The following is a 24,268-nucleotide window of genomic DNA, read 5'->3' on the forward strand; positions in this document are numbered from 1 at the left end:
CGCCGGCATGCGCGCGTCCGATTCGGCGCGCCTGCAACAGCGCTCAGATAAGGCTTCCCATCATCGGCTTTTTGGGTATGATGCTCTTAACATAGTGCATCCAACATAGTGCATCCATATACCAGTCCAGCCGGGGCATCCGCGCCGGTGACTGCCTGCCTTCGGGAGGACGCGACCATGACCCAAGCCTGGCTCACCCTGACGAGCATGGACGGACGCGATATCGCCGCGCCCACCGAGGCCCAGCTGGCGGCGGTCCTCGCCGAGCTGTACGCGCCGCTGCGCAAGCCCAAGGGCAAGGGCAAGGGCGCGCCCGCCCCCGCGCGCGAACCGGCCAGCGCCGCGCTGCGCTTCGGCTACGACGATGGCCTGATGTATGTCATCGAAGTGAGCAGCGGCGGCGATATCCGCTTCGAGGAATGGTCGGACCGCGACTGCGAGCTGGCGCTGGCGCCGCCGCGCCGCATGAGCGCCGACCTGCATCTGGCGCAAGAGCTGTGGGCGTTGATGGCGCGCCGCCAGGTCTCGCGCATCCGCGAGCTGGACTGGCACTGAGGCCGCGCCGGCGCCGGCTAGTGCGCCATCAGCACGGGCAAACTCATCGACTCGAACAAGGTGCGCGTGACCCCGCCCAGGATGGTTTCGCGCACGCGCGAGTGGCCGTAGGCGCCCATCACCAGCAGGTCGGCATTCTTTTGCGCCGCCAGCGCCAGCAGCGCTTCGCCCACCGGCTGGCGCTTGTGGGCCAGCGCATGCACGGCGAAGCGCGCCTCGATGCCGTGCCGCGCCAGGTAGGGACGCGGATCGGCGGCCTGCGCTTCGGCCACCGTGTGGCTGCCCGGTCCGGTATCGAACAGCGCCAGCTCCACGCTGGCCGCCTGGCGCAGCAGCGGCAGCGCCAGGTGCAATGCGATCGCGGCCTGGCGGCTGGCATCCCAGGACACCAGCACGCGCTGCCCGATGCTGGCGCGCTCGCCCGAATACGGCACCATCAGCACCGGTTTGCCGGCGTGCAGGACGACGTCGGCCGGCAGGTCGGCCAGCAGGCTTGGGCCGCCGTCATCCGGATCGGACTGGCTGAGCACGATCACATCGGCGACCCGGCCGTGCAGGCACAGGCCGCCGCCGGCATCGTCGTCGATCACGCGCGCCGCGTACCCTGCCAGTCCGGCCGCTTCGCAGCGCGCGGAAAACCCCGCCAGCGCCGCCTGCGCCTGTTCGCGCAAAAAGCCCAGGTGCAGCGCCAGGGTGGGATCGGTCTGGCCCGGCGGCAGGTTCGGATGGAGGGTGCGCGAGACGCCGGTCGGCGCCACCCCGCTCAGGTGGCCGCCCTGCCTGGCCAGCGCGATCGCCACGCCGATGCGGGCGGCGGCGGACGGACTGTCGTCGACATGGACGAGGATGCTCTGGTAAGCCATGGATGTTCCTGCCTCGGTAGCGTGATAGGCATCATCTTAAACCATCTTTCCCGAAGCTTTGATATTGCTCAATGTTGCGTACGGCAAGCCCCCTAGACTTGGGTTCGGACTTCACCACGACGACAGGAAAGCATGATGGACATCAAAAGAGTGGCACTTGTAACGGGAGGCATGGGAGGTTTGGGTACGGCAATTTGCCAGCGTTTGCACCGGGCTGGCTTCCGCGTGGTGGCCACGTATTCGCCGCACAACAGTTCGCCCGAGGGCTGGCTGGCGGCGCAGCGCGATGAAGGCTTTCGCTTCACGGCCTGCAAGGTGGACGTGGGCGACTATGCCGACAGCGAATGGATGGTGCAAAAACTGTTGGCGGAACAGGGGCGCCTGGACGTGCTGGTCAACAACGCCGGCATCACGCGCGACCGCAGCCTGTCCAAGATGCAGCACGACGATTGGGTCGAGGTCATGCGTACCAACCTGGACAGCGTGTTCAACCTGTGCAAGCAGGCGATCGAACCGATGATCGCGCAGGGCTGGGGACGGATCGTCAATATCTCCTCGGTCAATGGGCAGAAGGGCGCCTTCGGCCAGGCCAACTATGCCGCCGCCAAGGCCGGCATGCACGGTTTCACCAAGGCGCTGGCGCTGGAAATGGCGCGCCACAACGTCACGGTCAACACGGTCTCGCCCGGCTACCTGCGCACCAGTATGGCGATGGCCGTGCCGGAAGACGTGATGAACAAGCGCATCCTGCCGCAGATTCCGGTCGGACGCCTGGGCGAGCCGGAGGAAGTGGCGGCGCTGGTGGCTTACCTGGCGTCGGAAGAGGCGGCGTTCGTGACGGGCGCGAACATCGCCATCAATGGCGGACAGCACATGAGCTGAGGGTAGCTGATGCGACCATGGGCATGAACTGACGCGCCGATGGGCGCGTCAGCGTTTCTCGGCGCGGGTCTGGCAGGCGATGCAGAGCCGCGCTTCGGGGCGCGCCTGCAGGCGCGAAAAGCCGATCGGATTGCCGCATTCCTCGCATGCGCCGTAACTGCCCTCGTCGATGCGCGCCAGCGCCTGGCGCAGGGTGCGCAGTTGCGCCACGTGGTGGCCGGCCGCTTCCAGCGCCAGGTCGTTGAGCAGGCGCACGGTGGCCTTGTCGGCGGGAGACGTTTCCACCTCTTGCACCGCGAGTTCGCGCGGGCCGGCCGGCACCGTGTCGGCGTCGCCGCGCGCCAGTTCGGCCAGCCGCCCTTCGAGCACGGCTTTCAGGAGCGCAAGCTGCCCAGGTTCCAGTCCGTTCATGATGACGCTCGGGATGGTTGATCTTGCATCGGCCCCGCGTCCGCCACGGACGCGCACCGGCCTGATAAGAGTGTAGCGCGTTCGCGCGGCGCTGAATACCCGCGCACGCGCGCCGGCCGGCGCGGTTCGCGCTAGTGCGCCTTGATCGCCTTGATGCGCTCGCGCACATCCTTGAGCGCCAGCGACACCGTGCCCGGCACGCCGCTCGCTGCCGCGCCGGCCAGTCCCACCACCGCCGCCACCAGGCCGGCGATGTCGGCGATGGCGCCGATCTTGCGGATTTTTTCGGTGGCGTCGGCGGTCAGGGCCAGCACCTGCTGCTGCGAGTGGCCCAGGCCCTTGAGCACGGCGCGCGCGGCGTCCAGGTACAGGGCGTGCACGTGCTGGCGCAGCAGCAATTCCTCGTCGAGCAGGGCGAAGGCGGCATCGCGCTCGGCCTCGCCCGATGTGGCGCCGGCCGGCGCGCGGATGGCCAGCAGCGCGCGTTCATGGATGGCGCCGGCGACGCCCGACAATTGCGCGGCCAGCGCCATGATGTCTTCCACGCTGGCCAGTCCGTCTTGATCTGTTTTCATAGCACACCTCGGGTCGGTTTAGTCGGTCGCCAGGCCGGCGCGGATCAGGCGCAGGTCGCGCACGAGGTCGGACAGCATGCGGCGCATCTCGGAGGAGGACATCGTGGCGAGGTTCTCGCGCAGCTTCTGGTGGCCCAGCGCCACCTTGGCCAGGCCCTGGCGCGCCAGGTCGATGCGCCTGTCGACCAGGCGGTACTCGCTGGTCTTGGCCTGCACATGGGCGCGCGCCAGCGTGTACAGCAGGCGGTCCTGGGGCCGCTCGGCCAGCGGCAGGGCCACCTCGAAAAAGCCGAGCACGGTTTTCTTTTCGTTCTCGTGGGCGGCCGCGTAGATGTCGGTCAGGCTGAGCATGGCGTCGAGCAGCACGCGCAGGTCGGCGTCGCCGTCGCGCACCATGGTCTCCACGCTGTCCTTCTGGTAGCGCGACGTGAGCGCGCGCGTCAGCAGGCGCGCCAGGCCGGTGTAGGCGCTCACCTGTTTCTGGCCCAGGGTGGTCTCGGACAAGCCGCTCAGGCCCACGCCCAGGGTATCGATCTGCGGCGTGAAATCGTAGCGCGCCTCGCCGGCCAGTGCGCTCAGGGTCTGCATGTACGCCACCACGGCTTTCTGGATGGTCACGAAATCGTTATAGGCGGCGTGCCGCCGGGCGTCGTTTTCCTTGGCGGCCTTGTCGGCGGCGGCCGGGAGGTAGGGTTGCTCGCGCAGGTAGGTGTCGCGGTAGCGCGCGGACAGCTCGGCGTAGCCGCCCAGCCGGGCCGAGGCGTCGGCGAATTCGCGCACCTCTTCCAGGTTGACCCGGTTGCTGGCGCAGCCGCCCAGCAAGAGGCTGGCGGCAAGCAGCGTGGACGTGCTCAGGGTGCGGAGGGCGTTCATAAATCCTTTCAGGCACGCGCGGGAAACGGGTAAGAAGTTCCCATTCTTGCGCCGATGATTTGAATGCTGTTTGTTTAAGGTCAAACCTCACGACTGTTTTCATTCGCGAAAACTGCCATCGATCATCTTGTTGATTTTGCCATGGATTAAGTAAATACGCTACGCCAATCCAAGCCGGCCATGGTGCCGGCGCGCGGATGGTATTCGCAGCCGACCCAGCCGTCGTAGCCGAGTTCGTCGAGCAGGGCGAACAGGTAGCGGTAATTGATCTCGCCCGTGCCCGGTTCGTGGCGGCCGGGATTGTCGGCCGCCTGCATGTGGCGGATCAGGGGCAGGCGCGCGCGGATGGTATTGGCCAGTTCGCCTTCCATGCGCTGCATGTGATAGATGTCGTACTGCATGAACAGGTTCGGCGCTGCGCATTCGGCGATGACGGCGGCGGCCTGGGCGCTGCCGGTCAGGAAGTAGCCGGGCATGTCGTAGGTGTTGATCGGCTCGATCAACAGGTCGATGCCGTGCGGCGCCAGCGCGGCGGCGGCGAAGCGCAGGTTGCCGATGTAGGTCTCGTGGGCGCGTTCGCGCGCGATGGCGGGCGGCACGATGCCGGCCAGGCAGTGCAGGCGGCGCACGCCGAGCGCGCTGGCGTAGTCGAGCGCCAGCGCCACGCTGTCCTGGAATTCGCCGCTGCGGCGCGGGTCGCAGGCCAGGCCGCGCTCGCCCGCGTGCCAGTCGCCGGCGGGCAGGTTGTGCAGCACCGGCTGCAGATGCTGGCGCGCCAGGCGCTCGCCGATCTGGCCGGCGTCGAAGGCGTAGGGAAACAGGAATTCGACGCCATCGAAACCACTCGCGCGGGCGGCGGCGAAGCGGTCGAGGAAGGGCGCTTCGGTAAACATCAGGCTGAGGTTGGCGCAGAATCTGGGCATCGGGCGGGCTGCGTGTTGAGGAGGGGATATCGTAAACCAGAATCCGGATCCGGACCCGGACCCGGACCCCGACCCATATCGTCTGCCGCACGGCAGGGCGGCGCAACTGTCCGCACGGACGGCGCGCGCAGCCGGCACAGCGAGCTCATGTCGATACGCCGGCATGCCGCGAGGCCCCGGCATGCCAGCTTACTCCGGAGCCGGCAGCGCCACGTCCGCGATCGTCCCCATCGGCGTGAGCAGCCAGGCCAGCAGCGCGGTCCCCACCAGGAACAGGCCGGCCCCGCCGAACAGCTGCGCCAAAGTCGCATATTGCATCAGCCAGCCGGTCAGCGCGGCCGACAGCGGCGCCACGCCCATGAAGATGAACATGAACATGCTCATCGCCCGCCCCAGCATGGCGCGCGGCACGCGTTGCTGCAGCCAGCTGAACACCGCCACCTGCATGAAGCCGCCCAGCACGCCGATCGCCAGCAGCAGGCCGGCCGCCTGCCAGGTCGCCGCCACCAGTCCCAGCGGAATGAGCAGCAGCCCGACCAGCACATCGACCAGCAGCACCGTGGTGCCGAAATTGCGCACCCGGAACTTGCCCAGCACGCCGCTGAGCGCCATCCCGATCAGGCTGCCTGCCCCGTGCACGCCCATGATGATGCCGAGCGCCGAGGCGCCGTGCAGCACCGTGCTGGCCAGCACCGGCAGCGCCACCTGCATGGCGCCGCCCACGACAAACGCGCACAAGCCCCAGTACAGCATGCTGGTGCGCAGCGCCATGTCGTTCCAGACCATCTTCACGCCGGCGCCGACCGCGCGCAGGACAGGCTCGGGCGCGGCTTTCGGCGCCGCATGCAGCAGCCGCACGCGCGACAAGGTCCAGGCCGACAGCAGGAAACTGGCGCTGTCGGCCGCGAAGGCGAATCCGATGCCGCTCGCGTCGCCGCCCCGGCTGCCGTCGCCGAACAGCGCGATCAGCAGGCCTGCCAGCAGCGGCCCGGCCAGCATGGTGAGCTGGCGAATCCCCATCATGATGCCGTTGGCCATCGGCAGCTGCGCCGGCGCCACCACGTTCGGCAGCATCGAGGTGCCGGCCGGAATGCTGAAGGCCGAGGCGAAGCCGATCGCCAGCGCCAGCGCGCCGATCGGTAACAGGTCCATGCGGCCGCTGAAGACCATGGCCGCCAGCACGCCCAGCAGGACGGTATTGACGTACTTGCTGATCATCAGCATCGACTTGGGCGAGTAGCGGTCGACCAGGGCGCCGCCGAGCAGGATGAAGATGGCGCGCGGCACGCTCATCAGGGCGATGACCAGTCCCATCTTGAGCGGATCGCCGGTGCCGACCAGCACCAGCCAGGGCAGGGCGATCATGGTGAACTGGTCGCCCAGGGCCGAGATGATGGCGCCGCCCATCATCCACAAGAAATTCGGCTCGCGCAGCAGGGCCGCGCGCGCCTGTGTCGGATCGTCCATGGCTTAGCTGTTGCTCAGGTTGATGCCGGCGATCTGGCCCAGGATGGCCGACATCGCTTCGAGCTGGTCCGGCGCGAACGGGCGCAGCGCTTCGCGGCTGATCAGGTCGACGACGTCGCTGGCGTTGAGCGCCAGTTCCTGTCCGGTCGGGGTAATGACGGCAAAGCCGACGCGGGCGTCGCGCGGGTCGGCTTCGCGCGTGACCAGGCCGATCTTTTCCAGCGGCAGCAGGCTGCGCGTGATGCCGGAGGCGGTCAGCCCCAGCCGTTCGGCCAGGTCGACCCGGCGCAGGCGCCCGCCCGGGGCGCGGCTCAGGTGGTTGAGGATCTGGAAGTCGGAAAAGCTGATGCCGTGGTGCCCGCCCAGCGAATTGTCGAAACGGCGCAGCAGGGCCGCGTTGGCGCGCGCCATGCGCAGGCACAGTTCGGCGTGGGAATTGAGTTCGTTCATGGTAATTTCCTTTATTAATACAGTATCGATGTTTGAGTGCGCAAGTATATCTGCTTTTAAAGCGCGTGGCCACCGATTTGCATCCCTCCTTGCGGATGGGCGAATCGATGGGCACGCGCGGGGTAGGCCCGGCTACGGTAAGCCGGGCGCGCAGCCGCCTACTTAGCGGCCACGGCCGCCCGAGCGGTGCGGCGCCGCCGGACGCGGACCGCGCGCGCCAGCCGTACCGCCACCGCCACCGCCACCGCCGCCGGCGCTGCGCGGCTTGGCCGGCGCACGGCCACCGCCGCCGCCGACCTTGATCACTTGCCCGCCGCCGGAACGGCCGCCACGGCCGCCATGGCCTGGGGCGCCGCTACGCAGTTGCACAGGCTGCGCGCGCGCGTTCGGATCGGGCTCGAAACCGGCGATGATCTGGCGCGGCAGGGTTTGCTTGATCAGCTTTTCGATATCCTTCAGCATCTCGTGCTCGTCCACGCAGACCAGCGATACGGCTTCGCCGGTGGCGCCGGCGCGGCCGGTACGGCCGATGCGGTGCACATAGTCTTCAGGAATGTTCGGCAGGTCGTAGTTGACCACGTGCGGCAGCTGGTCGATATCGATCCCGCGCGCGGCGATATCGGTCGCCACCAGCACTTGCAGTGCGCCATCCTTGAATTCCGACAGCGCCTTGGTGCGCGCCGACTGGCTCTTGTTGCCGTGGATCGCCATGGCGCCGATGCCGTCCGCGCCGAGCTGTTCGACCAGCTTGTTGGCGCCGTGCTTGGTGCGGGTAAATACCAGCACCTGGGTCCATTTGTTGGACTTGATCAGGTAGGACAGCATCGGATGCTTCTTGTCGCGGTCGACCGGGTGGATCTTCTGGGCGATGACTTCCACCGTCGAATTGCGGCGCGCCACTTCGATCATGGCCGGCTTGTTCAGCAAGCCATCGGCCAGGGCCTTGATCTCTTCCGAGAAGGTGGCCGAGAACAGCAGGTTCTGGCGCTTCGGCGGCAGGGCGGCCAGCACTTTTTTGATGTCGCGGATGAAACCCATGTCGAGCATGCGGTCGGCTTCGTCCAGGATCAGGATTTCGATCTTCGACAGGTCGACCGTGCGCTGTTCCATGTGGTCGAGCAGGCGGCCGGGGGTGGCCACCAGGATGTCGACGCCGTGCTTGAGCTGCTTGATCTGCGGATTGATGCCGACCCCGCCGAAAATCACGGCCGAGTTCAGGTTGGTGTACTTGCCGTACACGCGCACGCTTTCCTCGACCTGGGCCGCCAGTTCGCGGGTCGGGGTCAGGATCAGGGCGCGCACCGCGCGCGGCGAGGTCTTGCTGGCCAGGGCCGCGCCGACCGCGTCGGTCGACAGGCGGTTCAGGATCGGCAGGGTGAAACCGGCGGTCTTGCCGGTGCCGGTCTGTGCGCCCGCCAGCAGGTCGCCGCCGTTCAGCACGGCGGGAATCGCCTGGGTCTGGATCGGGGTCGGGACGGTGTAACCGTGTTCGGTTACGGCACGAACGATAGCATCGGACAGGCCGAGTTTAGAAAATGACATGATAACTTTATGGTGGAGATCGGCCCGTCGCTCATGCAGAAAGCGCCAGTCGCAGGCAATCAATATTAGAAAATCGTGGTGGCAAAGGCACTGGAAACGGTGCCACCCGACATTGCAGCATACACAGCGATGCTAAATTTAACAGAAATCAGTTTCGCTGTGGAAATTTCACGTGCGGCGTGTTAAGCCTGGCGGAGGGAAAGCGGAGGCCTGACAGGGCCTCCAATACAGCTTAACGGCGTATTTTACGCGAAAGGCGACAACAGCGTGACCATCTGGCCGAACACCTTCGGGCTGGCGGCGATGATGTCGCCCTTGTGCAGGTAGTCGGACTCGCCGTTGAACTCGCCGACGATGCCGCCCGCTTCCGTCACCAGCAGCGAACCGGCGGCGATATCCCAGGCTTTCAGGCCTTTTTCGTAGAAGCCGTCGCTGCGGCCGGCGGCCACGTTGGCCAGTTCCAGCGCGGCCGAACCGGCGCTGCGCACGGCCTGGCAACGTTCGGCGACGACGCCGTACATCTTCATGTACTCGGCCAGGGCGCGCGGACCGGCGCCGTGACCGGAGCACAGCAGGGTGTTGGCCAGGCGGTCGTGCTTGGTCACGCGGATGCGCTTGTCGTTCAGGTAGGCGCCGGCGCCCTTGCTGGCGGTGTACAGGTCGTTACGCACGGGATCGTAGATCACGGCCTGCGTGACGATGCCGCGCTGGGCCAGCGCGATCGAGACGCAATAGTTGGGATAGCCGTGCATGAAGTTGGTGGTGCCATCGATCGGGTCGATGATCCAGGCGAATTCACTCTCGTCGTTCAGGTTGGCGGATGCACCCGATTCCTCGGCCAGGATCGCATGGTCGGGATAGGCTTTGAGCAAGGTTTCGATGATCGCCTGTTCGGCCGCCTGGTCGACATCGGTGACGAAATCGTTGTGTTGTTTTTCAGTAACACTGATCCGGTCGACGTCGAAGGACGCGCGCTGGATCACGGTGGCGGCGCGGCGAGCTGCCTTGATCGCCGTATTGAGCATTGGGTGCATGTGGAGCTTCCGTTAAAAGAACGCCAACGCCCACGGCGCCCCTCGGGGCGCAGCGAACGGTAGAGAACAAGAATGAATTAAAGAGCGGTGCGGCGGCGAACTGGTTAAAATCGCGGGCTGGTCAGCCCTGTTTTCAACGATCCGCTACTGCGCGATAGCGCTATTTTAAATGAACACGCCCGAAATCAACACGTCTGTTTTCAAACGCCTGCGATTTGTCCTGGTCGAGACCAGCCGTGCCGGCAATATCGGCGCCGTCGCGCGCGCCATCAAAACCATGGGATTTACCGAGCTGGTGCTGGTCAATCCGCGCTTTCCCGACGCCCTGGCCGACCCGGAAGCGGTGGCCTTCGCCAGCGGCGCGCAAGATGTGCTGGAGGGGGCGCGCATCGTCGCCAGCATCGGCGAGGCGCTCGATGGCTGCAATTTCGCCGCCGCGGTGTCGGCGCGCCTGCGCGAGTTCTCGCCGCCGGTGCTGACCCCGCGCGCCTTTGCCGGGCACGTGGCGGGGCAGGGCGACCTGTCGGCGGCGCTTATTTTCGGCAACGAGCGCTTCGGCTTGCCGAACCAGATCGTCGAGCAGTGCAATGTGCTGATCAATATTCCGGCCAATCCCGATTATTCCTCGCTCAACCTGGCGCAGGCGGCCCAGGTGCTGGCTTACGAATGCCGGATGGCTGGCCTGGAAGGCGCCGCCGCGCCGGCGCCGAGCGCGATCGGCTTTCATGGCGACGCCGCCAGCCTCGAGCAGATCGAGGGGATGTACACCCACCTGGAGCAGGCGCTCGTCGCCATCGACTTCCTCGATGCCGACAATCCCAAAAAGCTCATGCCGCGCCTGAAACGCCTGTTTGCGCGCACCCAGCTCGAGACCGAGGAAGTGAACATCCTGCGCGGGATCGCGCGCCATATCCTCAAGGCGCGCCCGGACAAATCATGAAAAAGATCGTCGGTACAGCCATCAGCATGAGCGATGACTCCGTGTACACCGAGTTTATCCGCGTCGGCGACGATGACAGCGACGACGATGCCGTGAGCTCGACGCTGTGCCGCGCGGTGGGAGACCTGCCCGGCCCGGAGCCGGACGATTTTCCCGGCATGCACGACGCGGCCCGCAGCGGCGATTCCCGCCAGGCGCTATCGATTGCGCCGATATCGTCATGTACAGCACCGCGATTTGGCTGCGGCCGCCGCATGCTCCGGCCGGGCACGTCCTCATCGACAATACGAGCGCACGCAGCCCAGGCGAGCAGCCCGTGGCACGGCTGCTTACCTACGAGCAGGTCCGCATCACGGCGCAGCTTGCGGTCAGGCTCGAGAGTGAATTGGCCACGCAGGGCGAGGAAAGTTTCTTGGGACGATGCCTGGAAGCGGAGCTGCCCGGCTGAGATGAGCGACGCGCCGCAGCAGCCTGCCTGCGGCTGCGGAACCCGGCGAGTGCGGCGCCCGCCTGCCGCCACCGCATTGCATTGACTTAGGTCTGTGGAGCCGCTTTGCGGCGCGCCATCGCACCGACTGCCACCAGGCCGACCGCGAACATGGCATAGGTCGTTGGCTCCGGCACGGGGGACGTGACCACTTGTGTCAGCGAGGTGATGGTGCCGTAGCCGCCTGTGTTTAAGTGAGTATTTTTCGTATTGTCGGACCAGCCGAAAATGAAACTGGCGGAATGAAATGCCGACAAGGAGAATGAGCCAGGAATGGACATGCTGTCAAGGGCGGTACCGGTACGGTCGTTGAATGTCAACGCGACCCAGCTGCCCTGGCTCCAGTCCGGTGCATGGATGGAAGTCTGGAATTTTAGCGAGTCGCCGCCCAACGATACCGGTGCGTTCTCGACCAGGATTGAGGAAGCGCTGGGATGGCCGATAGCGGACGTCTGCCCATTGCGATCAACGGTAAATGCCGCGAGCACCGGATGCTGCGGGCCCTCGTACAAGCGGCTTTTGTATGCCGGGGTCCAATCGACGAGCGTCGACAGCGGCGTGGCGACGTCGAACGAAAATCGGCCATGCACGGTATCGCCGGCAGCAATATCGAAGCCCGGCCCGATGACCTTGCCGCCACTTGTATCCAATCCGTGCACCTTGGCGGTGAAGTCGAACGTGACCACCTGGGCCTGGGCGCTCGCCATTGCAAACATGGCGGTAAATAACATACCGGTGAACTTCTTCATGCTGATCCCGAAAATTAATTTATGACAATTGACAAATATATCAAAAATCGTTGCTCGGTGTAAATGTGATTTTGAAACTACTGTTTGCCGTAGGCAAAGTCGTGCTGAGTGATGTTGTAACGGGGCAACCAACCGCCAAATTTCAGTGTGAATCGACCGCGCGCGGCAAGCGCAATCCGGTCGGACGCCGCTTCGAGGCGTGCATTCCTGGCTGATAGCGCAGTTCAATCATGCGATAAATGTTCACTTCTTTCCTGCCATTGAAGTTCAAAACACGTCGAACGGCTCCTTGCGCCCCGCGTAGATATGCCCCATGGCGCGCCGCTCGCGTCCGACGATGGTGTCGACGAAGTTGGCCGGCTTCTTCATCTTTTTAAAGCTGCCGAAGCCGCGTTCGAGGAAGTGGTGCAGGTCGCTCACCCCGGCCAGCCTGGCCGGCGCGCGCATCACCGACAGGGTCAGCGACAGGAGCGGGATGCGCACCAGCGTGCACAGCGAGTCGCCCAGCTGCTGCACCAGGTCGAGCTGGCGCGCGCGGTCCTGCGGTGCGCTGGCGCTGCGGTAGGCCGCCAGGTAGCCGCCCTCGTCGAAGTCGCTGCCCAGCACCCGCGCCATGCCGGTATCGAGCTTTTCGGTCAGCGCGTCGAGCGCGATGGCGCCGGTGATGGTGTGCAGCGGTTCGTAGGGCAGCAGCCGGTGCAGGCTGGGCACGATGCGTTCGAGGTCGGCTTCGCGCCGGCCCAGGTCGTGCGCGCCGTAGATATCGTTCAGAAAAAAACCGGCCGCCTCGCGCGTGTCGGGCGCGGCCAGCAGGTCGGGATGGGTGGCGGCCAGGCGCGCCGCCTGGTAGCGCTTGACGGCCGTGCGCGCCGCCTGCAGGGCCGGATCGCGGCGCGCCGCCTCGCGTTCGGCAGCGACCTCCCGCAGGTGGCGTTCCAGTTCGACGACCAGGGTGTCTTTGTTCATGTGTCCCGCCGCAGGCAGATGGATGACTGACGTACACTACCGCAAAATCAGCATGGCGGCCAGCAGGAGCGCCTGCGCCAGCACCAGGGCGATCTGCCACAGCAGGAAGCGGCGCGCGCCTTGCCAGCGCTGCGCCAGCGTGCGCTGCGGCAGGGGATCGCCGCGGCCCAGGCAGGCGCCCAGGGCGGCGTCGAAGCCGGCATCGTTGCCGGGGTCGCGCGCCAGCAGCGCGAACAGGTCGGCGTCGAGCGCGGCGCGCCAGGCGACATATTTTTCGGCCATGCCCAGCAGGAGGGCCGCCAGCGCCAGCGCCATCGGCGCCAGCAGGCCGCACAGCACGCCGAGTGCCAGCAGCAGGGACGAGGCGTGGTCGACCGGCGCGCCCACGCGCAGGAAGGCGGCCATCACGCCGGCGCGGGTGGCTTGCTGGCGCAGGTCCGGTTCATGCATGGGCGCGGGTCTCCAGCAAGGCCAGTTGGGCCTGGTTCAGCGCCACCTGCGGGCGCGCCCGGCGCAGGATCGACAGCGCCTGCGCGGCATCGGCCGCCAGTCCCCGGCGCAGCAGCCAGGCGGCAATCACCAGGGCGCTGCGCGAGTAGCCGAGCGCGCAGTGCACCAGCACCGGCGCCTTGGCGTGCAGGCGCTCGAGGGCGTCGACGGCGGCGTCCAGCTGGGCGGTCGAGGGCGCGCGCAGGTCGAGCATCGGCACGCTGTCGTAATGGGCGCGGCGCTGCGGCGCGGCGTGGAATTCGGCGGTCAGGTCGAGCACCGCCATGCCGCCCAGCGCCTCGCGTCCCGGCACCCGGCCGATCCACACCCCCGGCACCACTTCGGCGCGCGCGGCGATGGCGCGCGTGAACCAGCGCGAGGAGGCCAGCGCGCCCAGCTGGTAGGGCAGCAGCAGGGTGCGCGCGGCCCAGCTGGCGCGCCCGCCGTGCTTCTGGAAGATGTGCACGCCGAAATGGCCGTAGGCCAGCGCCACCAGCAGCAAGGCCGTGCCCGGCCATGCCAGCAGCCAGGCCCAGCCGCCCAGCAGCGCCGCCGCGATCCAGCAGGCCGCGCCGCCGATGCCGTACAGCAGTGCCAGCGGCTGGCCGTGCGCGGCCGGGGCCGGGGCGCGCCGCCAGCCGTGCGGGGCGTCCGGAAACACATAGACGCAGGCCAGCGCCACCAGCAGGCCGCCGACGACGTCGATCGCATGGTGCTGGAAGGTGGTCAGGACCGACACCCCGATCAGGAAGAACCAGAGGTGCAGCAGCCACAGGCCGGCCCCGCGCAGGTGGCGCGCGTACACCAGCCACAGGATGACGAGCAGGCTGATATGCAGCGAGGGCGCCTGGTTGAACGGCTTGTCGAAGCCGGCCAGGGCCGTGAACAGCGCGCCGTTGAAGCCCTCGGTGGCCGGCCGGTCGAAGGAAAAGCGCAGCGGGAACAGGAAGAAGAACAGGACCGAGACGCAGGTGGCCATCAGGAGGCGCTTGGCGTGGGTGTCGAGCTCGACCTTGGTGGCGCAGACGAACAGCGAGACGGCGTAGAAGGCGTCGATCGACATGTACGGCAGGATGGTCCAGTCCCAGAACGGGATATGCCGCTCCCAGGCGAAGACCACGCTGCCCACCTGCGGCAGGCTGGCGCTCCACCAGTTGGCCAGCCCGTAGGTGAGGAAGAAGAAGGGGCCGAGGAAGGCCAGCCAGGCGCAGGCGCGGCGCCACGGCCGTCCGGCCGGCGCCGGGGAGGCCGTCATCTAGCGCACCGGCGCGCCGCTGCGGCGTGCCAGGGAAACGGTGAAAATGCCCCATTCGTCGGTGAACTGGTCGACTTTCTCGAAGCCGGCCTCGGCCACCAACTGGTCCATCTCGCCTTGCGTGCGGCGGCGCATCACCCAGGCCTGGCCCTGGCGGTGGCTGGTCAGCGAACGCGCGATCAGTTCCAGCTGCGGATGCCACGGCTGGCCGGTGTAGACCAGGTAGCCGCCTTCGTCGACCGCGTCGGCCAGGCCGGCCAGCGAGGCGCGGATCAGGGCATTGTCGGGGAACAGTTCGTACAGGCCGGACACCACCGCCAGGGTCGGGCGCGGCGCGAGCGCGGCCAGCGAGGCGCGGTCGAAGGCGTCGCCGAGCACGAAGCGGGCGCGCTCCTTCAAGCCCATCGCTTCGATCAGGCGCGAGCCGCCGTCCACATTGAGCTGGCTGTAATCGCGCAGCAGGATCCGCTCGACGCGCTGCTGTTGCGGCGCCAGCGCCTCCAGGATGTAGCGGCCGTGGCCGGCGGCGATGTCGACGATGCGCACCGGCGTGCGCGCCGCTTCCAGGCGCCCGATGGCGCTGGCGATCAGGCGTTCCAGGTGCGCCTTGCGCACGCGGATCCCGCGCCAGCCGACGCTGTCGAGGTAAATGCGGTCGACCAGCGTGCCCAGCAGCGGCACCCCGGTCGCCTTGTTGCGGTACACGTAGTCGAGCGTGGTGCCGGAGTCGTAGCCGGTGTCGGCGCCGATGCGCAAGCCTTCCGACAATCTGGCGCCGACCCCGATCCAGAAGCGCGACATGGCCCACCAGGCGCGCGCCAGGGCCGAGGCAGGCGGCAGGCTGATGCGGTCGAATTCGGCCTTGGTCAGGCCGCGCTGGTCGGCGTCCAGCAGGCTCGGCACGCAGGCGGGGGCGGCGAACTGGCGCACGATGAAGGCGCGCGCCAGCGCGACCGCCTTGGCGCGGTCGAGTTCGCCAAGGGTGTCGTGATAGAAGCCGTCCAGCACGTGCTTTTCCTTGACCGCGCTGCCCAGGCGCTCGAAGAAGGCGTGCTGCGGCCCGTGATGCACCACCCAGTCGGCGCCCGAGATGAGCAGCTGGGTCGGCACCGTGATGGCGCCGGCGTCGGCCACCACGCGTTCGCCGGTCCGGTACAGCCCGAGCAGGATGTTGACGGCGATCGGACGGGTAATCAGCGGGTCCGCGTCGTAGGAGGCGATGCGGGCCGGGTCGTGGGTCAGGAACCTGGCCTTGACGTAGGAATTGACAAAGAACTTGCCGCGCAGGGCTTGCATGAGGGCCAGGCCGGGACGCGCCAGCGGCACGTACAGCTTGACCTTGAAGGCGGGCGAGGCCAGCACCAGGGCGCGCAGCGCCGGTGCGTAATCGTGCACCCAGGCCGAGGCCACCACCGCGCCCACGCTTTGCGCGATCACCGCCAGTTCGCCCGGGGCGATGGCATAGGCGGCGCCGATGTGGGCGATGAAGGCGTCCATGTCCTTGACCAGCGTGGCCATGCTGTCGGCGTAGCCGCGCTCGCCGCCCGAGCGCCCCAGGCCGCGCGCATCCCAGGCGAAGAAGGCGAATTCGGGCAGCTTCAGCTCGTCGACCAGGTGCGCCACGCGGCCGCCGTGTTCGTGTCCCCGGTGAAACAGCACGACCGCGCGCTGGCCGCCGCCGGCCCCGGGCCAGTAGCGGTAGAACAGGCGCGTGCCGTCGAAGCTGTCGAAGCCGCATTCCTGGCAGGCGCGTGCGGTGTTGCTGCTGTGATCGGTGGTCATCGGTTCATTTCCTGGTGGGATAGCGTGTGTGGGAAGGGCGATCAGGCCGCGCCGGCGGCGGCGCGCCGCGCGCGCTTCCAGCAGGTCAGTGCCAGCAGGACCAGCAGCGCGATCAGCACCGGATCGAGGTAAGGCAGGACCGGCAGGCCGAGGCCGATCAGCAGGCCCAGCAGGCCGAAGACGAAGGCGCGGTCGCTTTTGCCGGACGGGCCGTCGTAGCGCCGCCCGGCGCCCGTGACCTGCCCCAGCACGCCGATGAATTCGGTCAGTGTGGACAGGTAGACGACGCCGCAGACCAGTTGCGGATGCACGCCCGGCAGCGTGGCAAAGGGCAGCAGCAGGGCGGCGTCCGCGATCAGGTCGCCGACTTCATTGAGGACCGCGCCCAGTTTGCTCTGCTGGCCGTGCTCGCGCGCCAGCATGCCGTCGACCGCGTTCAGGGCCATGCGCGCGAACATGAACAGCGGCAGCAGCAGGTAGGGCAGGGACGAGGCCGACAGCAGCATCCACGCGCCGTAGGCCAGCGAGGCCAGCATGGCGGCCACGGTCACCATATTGGCCGTGACCGCGCGCCGGAACAGCCAGCTGGTGAACGGGCGCAGCAGGGCCTGGAAGCGGGGCTTGAGATCGTATATCGTCATCGTCGGGCAAGAAAAAGGGCGTGCACAGTGGGTAAGGGAAGGCGCGGAAGGCGCGGAAGGCGCGGGCGCGGATCGATGGCGCCTGGCCTGGTGAATCCGGCGAAGAACCGATTCTAAAAAGGAAACCATTCTATTATTGCATGAAGTTCCGGTTCCTCAAAGTAATAAAACATGGCAAGAACGCCAGCTTTCGCGTCAAGTGCCGGTGCTCTTTGTACCAGAAACGACTAGATGGATGACTCTAGTTTGTGTAATTTCCCGCCCACCTGTTTGGCGTACACTAGCCGAAAAAAACAGTAAGGAAAACAAGCACATGGAGACAAAACGCAGAAGCTTCCTGAAGGTCGGCGCGCTCGGCGCGCTGGCCCTGGCGGCCGGCGGTGGCATTTACCGCTACATCCATCCCCCGGCGCCGGGCCGCTTCGTGCTCGACGGCGAAGCGAAGGCGGCCATCGACGCCATCGTGCCGGCCATGCTGGCCGGGGCCCTGCCGGCCGAAGCGGGCGCGCGCGGCGCCGCCGTGGCGGCCACCACCGCGCGCGTGCACCAGGCCATCCTGGGCTTGCCGCTGGCGTCGCAAAAGGAAGTCCAGGATCTGTTCGGCCTGCTCTCGCTGGCGCCCGCGCGGCGCCTGCTGGCCGGCGTGTCGGGCGGCTGGGCCGGCGCCAGCGTCGAGCAGGTCGGCGCGTTCCTGCACGACTGGCGCTTTCACCGCCTCGGCATGCTGCAAAGCGCCTACCACGCGCTGCACGACCTGATCATCGGCTCCTGGTATGCCGATCCGTCGAGCTGGGCCGCGATCGGCTATCCGGGTCCGATCAAGGAGCTGGCATGAGCGCCGCACCGCCGTTTATCCCCGATCCGGTCCAGGCCGGGATCGCCGCCGGCTGGAAGGTGATCGACGCCGCCACCCTTGACGCCGACCGCGTCATCGAGGCCGACGTGGTGATCGTCGGCAGCGGCGCCGGCGGCGGCGTGTCCGCCGAGATCCTGGCGCTGGCCGGCCTGAAGGTCGTCATCGTGGAAGAGGGCGCGCTCAAGTCCTCGAGCGACTTCAAGATGCGCGAAGCGGACGCCTATCCGGCCCTGTACCAGGAATCGGCCGCGCGCAAGACGCGCGACAAGGCCATCAACATCCTGCAGGGCCGCACCGTGGGCGGCTCGACCACCGTCAACTGGACCTCCAGCTTTCGCACGCCGGCGCCGACGCTGGACTACTGGCGCAAGAACTTCGGCCTGGCGAGCTACACCAGCGAGGCGCTGGCCCCGTGGTTCGCGATGATGGAGGCGCGCCTGTCGATCGGCCACTGGCAGGCGCCGCCCAACGAAAACAACGACCTGCTGCGGCGCGGCGCCGAACGCCTGGGCATCGCCTCGGCGGCGATCCGGCGCAACGTCAAGGGCTGCTGGAACCTCGGCTACTGCGGCATGGGCTGTCCGACCAACGCCAAGCAGTCGATGCTGGTGACGACGATTCCGTCGGCGCTCGCGCACGGCGCCACCCTGGTCACCCACGCGCGCGCGCAGCGCCTGGCGTTCAAGGGCGACGCCGTCGAGCACCTGCTGTGCGAGGCGCTCGACGCCGGCGGACTGGCGCCCACCGGCCGCACGCTCACCCTTCGCGCCAGGCACTTCATCGTGGCCGGCGGCGCGATCAACTCGCCGGCCCTGCTGCTGCGCTCGCGCGCACCGGACCCGCACGGGCTGCTGGGACGGCGCACCTTTTTGCATCCGACCGTGGTGTCGGCGGCCATCTTCGCGCAGCGGGTGGACGGCTTTGCCGGCGCGCCGCAGACGATCTATTCCGATCACTTCCTCGACAACGGCCCGATCGACGGCCCGATCGGCTACAAGCTCGAAGCGCCGCCCCTGCATCCGCTGCTGCTGTCGACCACCATGGCCGGCTACGGCCAGGCGCACGCCGACACCATGCGCCAGTTCCCGCACGTGCATGGCTTGCTGGCGCTGCTGCGCGACGGCTTCCATGGCGACGCGCCGGGCGGCAGCGTGGGCCTGGCGCGCGACGGCGCGGCGCTGCTCGACTATCCGCTGGACGAGTTCATCTGGGACGGCGTGCGGCGCGCCTTCCTGTCGATGGCCGAAATCCAGTTCGCCGCCGGCGCCGCCAGCGTGCAGCCGGTGCACGAACTGGCCGACCGCTATACCAGCTGGGACGCCGCCAGGAAAGGCATCGGCGCGCTGCCGATGAAGCAGCACATCACGCGCGTGGTGTCGGCCCACGTGATGGGCGGCTGCACCATGAGCGACGACGAGCGGCGCGGCGTGACCGGCGCGAATGGCCGCTACCACGGCGTGCGCAACCTGTCGGTGCACGACGGCTCGCTGTTCCCGACCTCGATCGGGGCCAATCCCCAGCTGTCGGTGTACGGCATCACGGCGCGCCTGGCGAGCGAGCTGGCGCAAGCCCTGACCGGACGGCCCAGCGCGCCCCTGGCCGCGCCGGCATGAGCATGAGCACGCGCGCCATGCTGCGCTGGGTCCTGCTGCTGCAGCTGGCCGTGGCCGGCGCCATCGCGTACGCCGTGCTGCGCGCCGGCGTGGCCTCGGCCTGGCTGGCGCTGGCCTGCGGCCTGGCCGGCGTGCTGCTGGTGCGGGTCCTGATCACGGCCAACAACTTCAGGGCCACGGCGCCGTTTGCCAGCCCGACGCCGGCGCCGTTCCGGATCGGCGCGGGCGCCATGCTGCGCCTGTTCGCCGAAGAGTTCATGGCGACCCTGACCCAGTCCTCGTGGTTCATGGCGCAGGCCTCGGCGCACCAGCGCATCCACGCCGGCAGCACCGCGCCGCCGCTGCTGCTGCTGCACGGCTACGGCTGCAACAGCGGCTACTGGACCCACCTGGTGCGCGAGCTGGACGCGGCGCGCATCAGCCACGCCACGCTCGACCTGGAACCGGTGCTGGCCGGGATCGACGACTTCGTGCCGGCGGTGCGGCGCGCGGTCGACGCCCTGTGCGCCGCCAGCGGCGCGGCGCGGGTGGTCATCGTCGGCCACAGCATGGGCGGGCTGGTGGCGCGCGCCTACCTGCGCGACCACGGCAGCGCGCGCGTGGCGCATGTGTTCACGCTCGGCACGCCGCACCACGGCACCAGCCTGGCCAGCAAGGGCCCGGGCCTGAACGCGCTGCAGATGCGGCACGACCCCGCCGGCGACGCCCCCGCCGGCGCCTGGCTGCGCGCGCTGGCCGCCAGCGAAAGCGCGCAGACGCGCGCGCTGATCACTTCCCTGTTCACCCACCACGACAACATCGTGGCGCCGCAGACGTCGAGCGTGCTCGAAGGCGCCCGCAACATCGCTTTCGGCGGCGTCGGCCACGTCGCGCTGGGACGCAACCGGCGCGTGCTGGCGCGCCTGATGCAGGAAATTATCAGCCTGTCCACACCCAAAGATAATCTTTAGCAACACCGGCGGGAGCCGTGATAAAGTTCCTGTGACATCGATTGTCATGGACAATCCGATTTCCTCTCGTGAGTAATGGTGAGTTTCTTATGCGGGATGCATGAGATGGGCCCGATTGTGTCGCCGAATAACGACTGCCTCGGCCATGTTGAGCCTGTTTCGTCGCGCGCAATTGCCACTGCGCGCAGGAATGTGTCAGGATGCAACAGAAGAGCCCGGACTGCGATGCCACCAGTCGCACGAGGACCGGTTTAAACCAGGAGCGCAACAGTGTCCGCACGCATCCTCATCATCGAAGACAATCCCACCAACATGGAGCTGATGGTGTATCTGCTGAAGGCATTCGGCTATACCCCATTGACCGCCTACGACGGCGTGAGCGGCGTCGACACCGCGCGCGCGACCTTGCCCGACCTGATCGTCTGCGATGTGCACCTGCCCAAGCTGGACGGCTACGGCGTGGTGGCGGCGCTCAAGGGCGATCCGGCGCTGGCCGCGATTCCGGTGCTGGCGGTGACGGCCCTGGCCATGGTGGGCGACCGCGAACGCCTGCTCGACGCCGGCTTCGACGGCTACATCGGCAAGCCGATCGAACCCGATACCTTCGTGGCGCAGCTGGAAAGCTTTCTGCCGCTGCTGGCGCCGTCCGAGCTGGTCGCCGTGCCGGAGGCCGCGTCCGCCGAGCCGGCCGGCGCGCCCGCCGCCGACGGGCGCGCGGCCGAGCAGGCCACCATCCTGATCGTCGACGACCATGTGCTGAACCGCGAATTCCTGATGACCCTGCTCGGCTACGGCGGCCACCGCCTGATCGAGGCGGCCGACGGCGTCGAGGGCCTGAAGATGGTGCACGCCGAGCGGCCCGACCTGGTCATCTCCGACATCCTGATGCCGAACATGGACGGCTACGAATTCGTCACCCGCCTGCACGACGATCCGGCCACGGCCGGCCTGCCGGTGATCTTTTACACCGCCACCTACCGCGAGCGCGAAGCGAACAAGATGGCGCAGGCCTGCGGGGTGCAGTGGGTGCTGCCGAAACCGTCCGACCCGGACGTGATCCTGCGCACCGTGCACGAGGCGCTCGGGATCACCGACCCGGTCATGCTGCCCGCGTTCGCCTCGCCGCAGGGCGAGAACAACCGCATGTTCTCGATCGAAAATACGGTGGCCGAATACCTGGTCGAAGTCGAGTCGAGCAGCAGCCAGGTATTGTCGCGCATCGCCAGCCACGGCTTGCCGGAACCGTCGTACGACCTGTCGCAGATGACCGACCGGCTCTCGAGTTCCTTATCGAGCCTGCAGGCGGTGAGCCTGCGCCTGACCGCCCTGATCGAACTGGGCATCGAACTGGGGGCCGAGCGCGATCCGGCCGCGCTGCTCGAAATCGGCTGCCGCGTGGCGCAGAACATCTGCGTCTCCAAATACGCCTGCATCGGCGTGCTCGACGAGGGCGCCGACGAATTAAGCTACTTTTCCTCGTGCGGCGAAAACCGCCAGGCGCGCGTGGTCGCCTCCAGCCCGCGCGCCGGGGTGCTGGCCACCCTGATCGACGAGCAGGTCCCGGTGCGCATCGACGGCATCGACGGCGACCCGCGCTCGGTCGGGCTGCCGCCCGGCCATCCGCCCGTGCATTCCCTGCTCGGGGTGCCGATCGCCTCGCGCGAACGCGTGCACGGCTGGCTGTACCTGGTCGACAAGCTCGGCGCCGACGGCTTTTCGGAAGTCGACGAACGGGTCGCGGTGACGGTCAGCGCCCAGATCGCGGTGGCCTACGAAAACCTGCTGCTGTACGAAGAGATCAAGCGCCACCACTCGCAGCTGACCTCGGACATGACGGCGCGCATCCGCCTCGATGAAGACCTGCGGCGCTTCCGCACGGCGATGGATGCCACGGCCGACGCGATCTTCCTGATCGACCGTTCCGGCATGGCCTTCGTCGACGTCAACGCGACCGCCTGCCGCATGCTGGGCTTCATGCGCGACGACTTCCTGGCGCTGTCGGCGCCGGCCCGCTCGGACGAGGACGAGACCGACAAGCTGCGCCTGAAAGACCTGTACGACAAGCTGCTCTCGGGCGACCAGTCGGGCGCCATGGCCGAAATCGTGGTGCAGCGCAAGGACGGCTCGACCCTGTCGGTCGAGGTGCAGCGGCGCACCCTGCGCTCGGGCGCGAGCTGGATCCTGGTGGCGGTGGCGCGCGATATCACCGAGCGCAAGGAATCCGAACTGCGCCTGCTGAAACTGGCCCACTTCGACACGCTCACCGGCCTGCCCAACCGCAGCCAGTTCTATTCCTCGCTCACGCGCGCGCTGGAACAGGCGGGCGAGCACCGCTGGGCGGTGGGCGTGCTGTTCCTCGACGTCGACCGCTTCAAGACCGTCAACGACACGCTGGGCCACCCGATCGGCGACGAGCTGCTGCGCCAGTTCGCCGGCCGCCTGGTCGACTGCCTGCGCGTGCGCGACACCATCGGCCGCTTCGGCGGCGACGAATTCGCGGCCATCCTGATGCTGCCGGAAGGTCCGCAGACGGCCATCGCCGTGGTCGACAAGATCCGCGACAGCCTGCGCCGCCCGTTCGACCTGGAAGGGCACGAAGTGACCGTCACGGCCAGCATCGGGATCACGGTCTATCCGGACGACGGCCTGGACGCCGACACCCTGATCAAGTACGCCGACACCGCCATGTACCGCGCCAAGGAAGCCGGGCGCGATGCCTTCCGCTTTTTCACGGCGGAGATGAACGCGCAGTCGCTGGCCCGGCTGGACCTGGAAAACGCGCTGCGGCGCGCCATCGACAACGAAGAATTCGTGCTGTACTACCAGCCCAAGGTGCACATCGGCTCGGGCCGGGTCAGCGGCGCCGAAGCGCTGATCCGCTGGAAGCGGCCGGGCCACGGCATGGTCTCGCCCGGCCTGTTCATCCCGATCCTGGAAGAGACGGGCCTGATCGTGCGGGTCGGCAACTGGGTGCTGAACGAAGCCTGCCGCAAGATCAGCGAGTGGGGCAAGAGCAAGATCGGGCCGGTACACCTGTCGGTGAACGTCTCGGGCATCCAGTTTTTCGTCGGCGGCCTGGAACAGGAAGTGCTCAATGCGATCAAGGTGCACGACATCGCGCCCGAACTGCTGGAACTCGAACTGACCGAAAGTTCGCTCATGTCGAACGCGGAAGATACCATCACCGTGCTGCGCAACCTGAAGGCGCTGGGGATCCAGATTTCGATCGACGATTTCGGCACCGGTTATTCGAGCCTGGCGTACCTGAAGCGCTTCCCGATCGACAAACTGAAGATCGACATCGCCTTCGTGCGCGAAGTGACCAGCAACCCGGACGACGCCGCCATCGTCCTGGCCATCATCAACATGGCGCACAGCCTGAAACTGCAGGTGATCGCCGAAGGCGTGGAAAAGGATGCGCAGCTGGCCTACCTGCGGCGCCACGGCTGCGACGAGATGCAGGGCTACTACTTCAGCCGCCCGCTGCCGGAAAACGAATTCGAACAGATGCTCGGCGAAGGCAAGTACCTGATGCCGCCGGTCGACGAGTCGCTGCTGAACCAGCAAACCCTGCTCATCGTCGACGACGACGCCTTCATGCTCGACGTGCTGTCGGACTTCCTGGCGCAGGACGGCTACCGCATCCTGACCGCGCAGACGGCGGCCGAAGGCTTCGACATCCTGGCGCGCCACAAGGTGCAGGTGATCCTGTGCGACCAGTGCATGCCGCTCATGAGCGGCACCGAATTCATGGAGCGGGTCAAGAACCTGTGCCCGGACACCTTCCGCATCATGCTGTCGGCGTATTCGGACCTGACGCCGATCATGGCGGCGATCAACCATGGCGCGATCGACCGCTTCTACACCAAGCCGTGGAAGGGGGCGGTGCTGCGCGAGAATATCCGCGAAGGCTTCCGCCTGCACCGCCAGATGCACGGGCGCCAGGCCGCCTAGCGCTGTTTTTC

Annotated in this window: 23 protein-coding genes; 8 read left to right on the forward strand and 15 right to left on the reverse strand. The window is 67.4% G+C overall.

What is annotated here, in order from left to right:
* Positions 1-177 precede the first annotated feature (177 nt).
* Positions 178-555 (forward strand): hypothetical protein, encoded by a 378-nt coding sequence (locus tag EJB06_RS19920; RefSeq protein ID WP_126075759.1) that lies wholly within the window; start codon positions 178-180, stop codon positions 553-555.
* A gap of 17 nt (positions 556-572) precedes the next feature.
* Here EJB06_RS19920 and EJB06_RS19925 read toward each other — a convergent pair whose 3' ends face one another.
* Positions 573-1,418 (reverse strand): universal stress protein, encoded by an 846-nt coding sequence (locus tag EJB06_RS19925; RefSeq protein ID WP_126075760.1) that lies wholly within the window; start codon positions 1,416-1,418, stop codon positions 573-575.
* Between the two features lie 135 nt (positions 1,419-1,553).
* On the opposite strand from EJB06_RS19925, the gene phbB reads away from it, so the two are divergent.
* A complete protein-coding gene (phbB, locus tag EJB06_RS19930; protein ID WP_198420873.1) occupies positions 1,554-2,300 on the forward strand; it encodes an acetoacetyl-CoA reductase in 747 nt (248 codons plus the stop codon).
* Positions 2,301-2,348: 48 nt separating this feature from the next.
* Here phbB and EJB06_RS19935 read toward each other — a convergent pair whose 3' ends face one another.
* From EJB06_RS19935 to EJB06_RS19970, 8 genes are all read right to left on the reverse strand, one after another.
* Entirely contained in the window at positions 2,349-2,711 is a 363-nt protein-coding gene (locus tag EJB06_RS19935) for a TraR/DksA family transcriptional regulator (protein WP_164557973.1), read from the reverse strand.
* Positions 2,712-2,842: 131 nt separating this feature from the next.
* Positions 2,843-3,286 (reverse strand): hypothetical protein, encoded by a 444-nt coding sequence (locus tag EJB06_RS19940; RefSeq protein ID WP_126075761.1) that lies wholly within the window; start codon positions 3,284-3,286, stop codon positions 2,843-2,845.
* A gap of 18 nt (positions 3,287-3,304) precedes the next feature.
* Positions 3,305-4,159, reverse strand: coding sequence for a hypothetical protein (locus tag EJB06_RS19945; protein WP_126075762.1), 855 nt, complete (start codon positions 4,157-4,159; stop codon positions 3,305-3,307).
* Between the two features lie 146 nt (positions 4,160-4,305).
* Complete coding sequence (otnI, locus tag EJB06_RS19950; RefSeq protein WP_126075763.1) at positions 4,306-5,082, reverse strand: 2-oxo-tetronate isomerase; 777 nt, start codon at positions 5,080-5,082, stop codon at positions 4,306-4,308.
* 189 nt (positions 5,083-5,271) lie between these two features.
* Positions 5,272-6,549, reverse strand: a complete 1,278-nt coding sequence (locus EJB06_RS19955; RefSeq protein WP_126075764.1) for an MFS transporter — start codon at positions 6,547-6,549, stop codon at positions 5,272-5,274.
* Between the two features lie 3 nt (positions 6,550-6,552).
* Positions 6,553-6,999, reverse strand: coding sequence for a MarR family winged helix-turn-helix transcriptional regulator (locus EJB06_RS19960; RefSeq protein WP_126075765.1), 447 nt, complete (start codon positions 6,997-6,999; stop codon positions 6,553-6,555).
* Between the two features lie 162 nt (positions 7,000-7,161).
* Positions 7,162-8,541, reverse strand: coding sequence for a DEAD/DEAH box helicase (locus EJB06_RS19965; protein WP_126075766.1), 1,380 nt, complete (start codon positions 8,539-8,541; stop codon positions 7,162-7,164).
* A 245-nt stretch (positions 8,542-8,786) separates the two neighbouring features.
* A complete protein-coding gene (locus EJB06_RS19970) occupies positions 8,787-9,566 on the reverse strand; it encodes an inositol monophosphatase family protein (RefSeq protein ID WP_126075830.1) in 780 nt (259 codons plus the stop codon).
* Positions 9,567-9,744: 178 nt separating this feature from the next.
* On the opposite strand from EJB06_RS19970, the gene EJB06_RS19975 reads away from it, so the two are divergent.
* Positions 9,745-10,515: an RNA methyltransferase gene (locus tag EJB06_RS19975; RefSeq protein ID WP_126075767.1), complete on the forward strand. Its 771-nt coding sequence runs from the start codon at positions 9,745-9,747 to the stop codon at positions 10,513-10,515.
* A gap of 220 nt (positions 10,516-10,735) precedes the next feature.
* Complete coding sequence (locus EJB06_RS19980; protein ID WP_126075768.1) at positions 10,736-10,963, forward strand: hypothetical protein; 228 nt, start codon at positions 10,736-10,738, stop codon at positions 10,961-10,963.
* An 86-nt stretch (positions 10,964-11,049) separates the two neighbouring features.
* Here EJB06_RS19980 and EJB06_RS19985 read toward each other — a convergent pair whose 3' ends face one another.
* From EJB06_RS19985 to EJB06_RS20010, 6 genes are all read right to left on the reverse strand, one after another.
* Complete coding sequence (locus EJB06_RS19985) at positions 11,050-11,751, reverse strand: PEP-CTERM sorting domain-containing protein (RefSeq protein WP_126075769.1); 702 nt, start codon at positions 11,749-11,751, stop codon at positions 11,050-11,052.
* A gap of 267 nt (positions 11,752-12,018) precedes the next feature.
* Positions 12,019-12,717, reverse strand: coding sequence for a DUF8198 family protein (locus tag EJB06_RS19990; RefSeq protein ID WP_126075770.1), 699 nt, complete (start codon positions 12,715-12,717; stop codon positions 12,019-12,021).
* A 36-nt stretch (positions 12,718-12,753) separates the two neighbouring features.
* A complete protein-coding gene (locus tag EJB06_RS19995) occupies positions 12,754-13,167 on the reverse strand; it encodes a hypothetical protein (RefSeq protein ID WP_126075771.1) in 414 nt (137 codons plus the stop codon).
* Positions 13,160-14,461, reverse strand: coding sequence for a dual specificity protein phosphatase family protein (locus tag EJB06_RS20000; RefSeq protein WP_126075772.1), 1,302 nt, complete (start codon positions 14,459-14,461; stop codon positions 13,160-13,162). The genes EJB06_RS19995 and EJB06_RS20000 overlap by 8 nt, the downstream gene beginning before the upstream one ends.
* Positions 14,462-16,243 (reverse strand): bifunctional alpha/beta hydrolase/class I SAM-dependent methyltransferase, encoded by a 1,782-nt coding sequence (locus EJB06_RS20005; protein ID WP_126075773.1) that lies wholly within the window; start codon positions 16,241-16,243, stop codon positions 14,462-14,464.
* A 41-nt stretch (positions 16,244-16,284) separates the two neighbouring features.
* Positions 16,285-16,884, reverse strand: coding sequence for a CDP-alcohol phosphatidyltransferase family protein (locus EJB06_RS20010; protein WP_126075774.1), 600 nt, complete (start codon positions 16,882-16,884; stop codon positions 16,285-16,287).
* Between the two features lie 313 nt (positions 16,885-17,197).
* Between EJB06_RS20010 and EJB06_RS20015 the strand changes: the two genes are divergently transcribed.
* The 4 genes from EJB06_RS20015 (at position 17,198) to EJB06_RS20030 (ending at position 24,257) form a co-directional block, all read left to right on the forward strand.
* Positions 17,198-17,719, forward strand: a complete 522-nt coding sequence (locus tag EJB06_RS20015; protein ID WP_126075775.1) for a hypothetical protein — start codon at positions 17,198-17,200, stop codon at positions 17,717-17,719.
* Positions 17,716-19,353, forward strand: a complete 1,638-nt coding sequence (locus tag EJB06_RS20020) for a GMC family oxidoreductase (RefSeq protein WP_126075776.1) — start codon at positions 17,716-17,718, stop codon at positions 19,351-19,353. Before EJB06_RS20015 ends, EJB06_RS20020 begins: the two co-directional genes overlap by 4 nt.
* Positions 19,354-19,355: 2 nt before the next feature.
* Entirely contained in the window at positions 19,356-20,303 is a 948-nt protein-coding gene (locus tag EJB06_RS20025; protein ID WP_164557974.1) for an esterase/lipase family protein, read from the forward strand.
* A gap of 270 nt (positions 20,304-20,573) precedes the next feature.
* Entirely contained in the window at positions 20,574-24,257 is a 3,684-nt protein-coding gene (locus EJB06_RS20030) for an EAL domain-containing protein (protein ID WP_126075778.1), read from the forward strand.
* Positions 24,258-24,268: the final 11 nt, after the last annotated feature.

Source organism: Massilia atriviolacea, from assembly GCF_003953935.1.
Classification (GTDB): domain Bacteria; phylum Pseudomonadota; class Gammaproteobacteria; order Burkholderiales; family Burkholderiaceae_D; genus Telluria_A; species Telluria_A atriviolacea.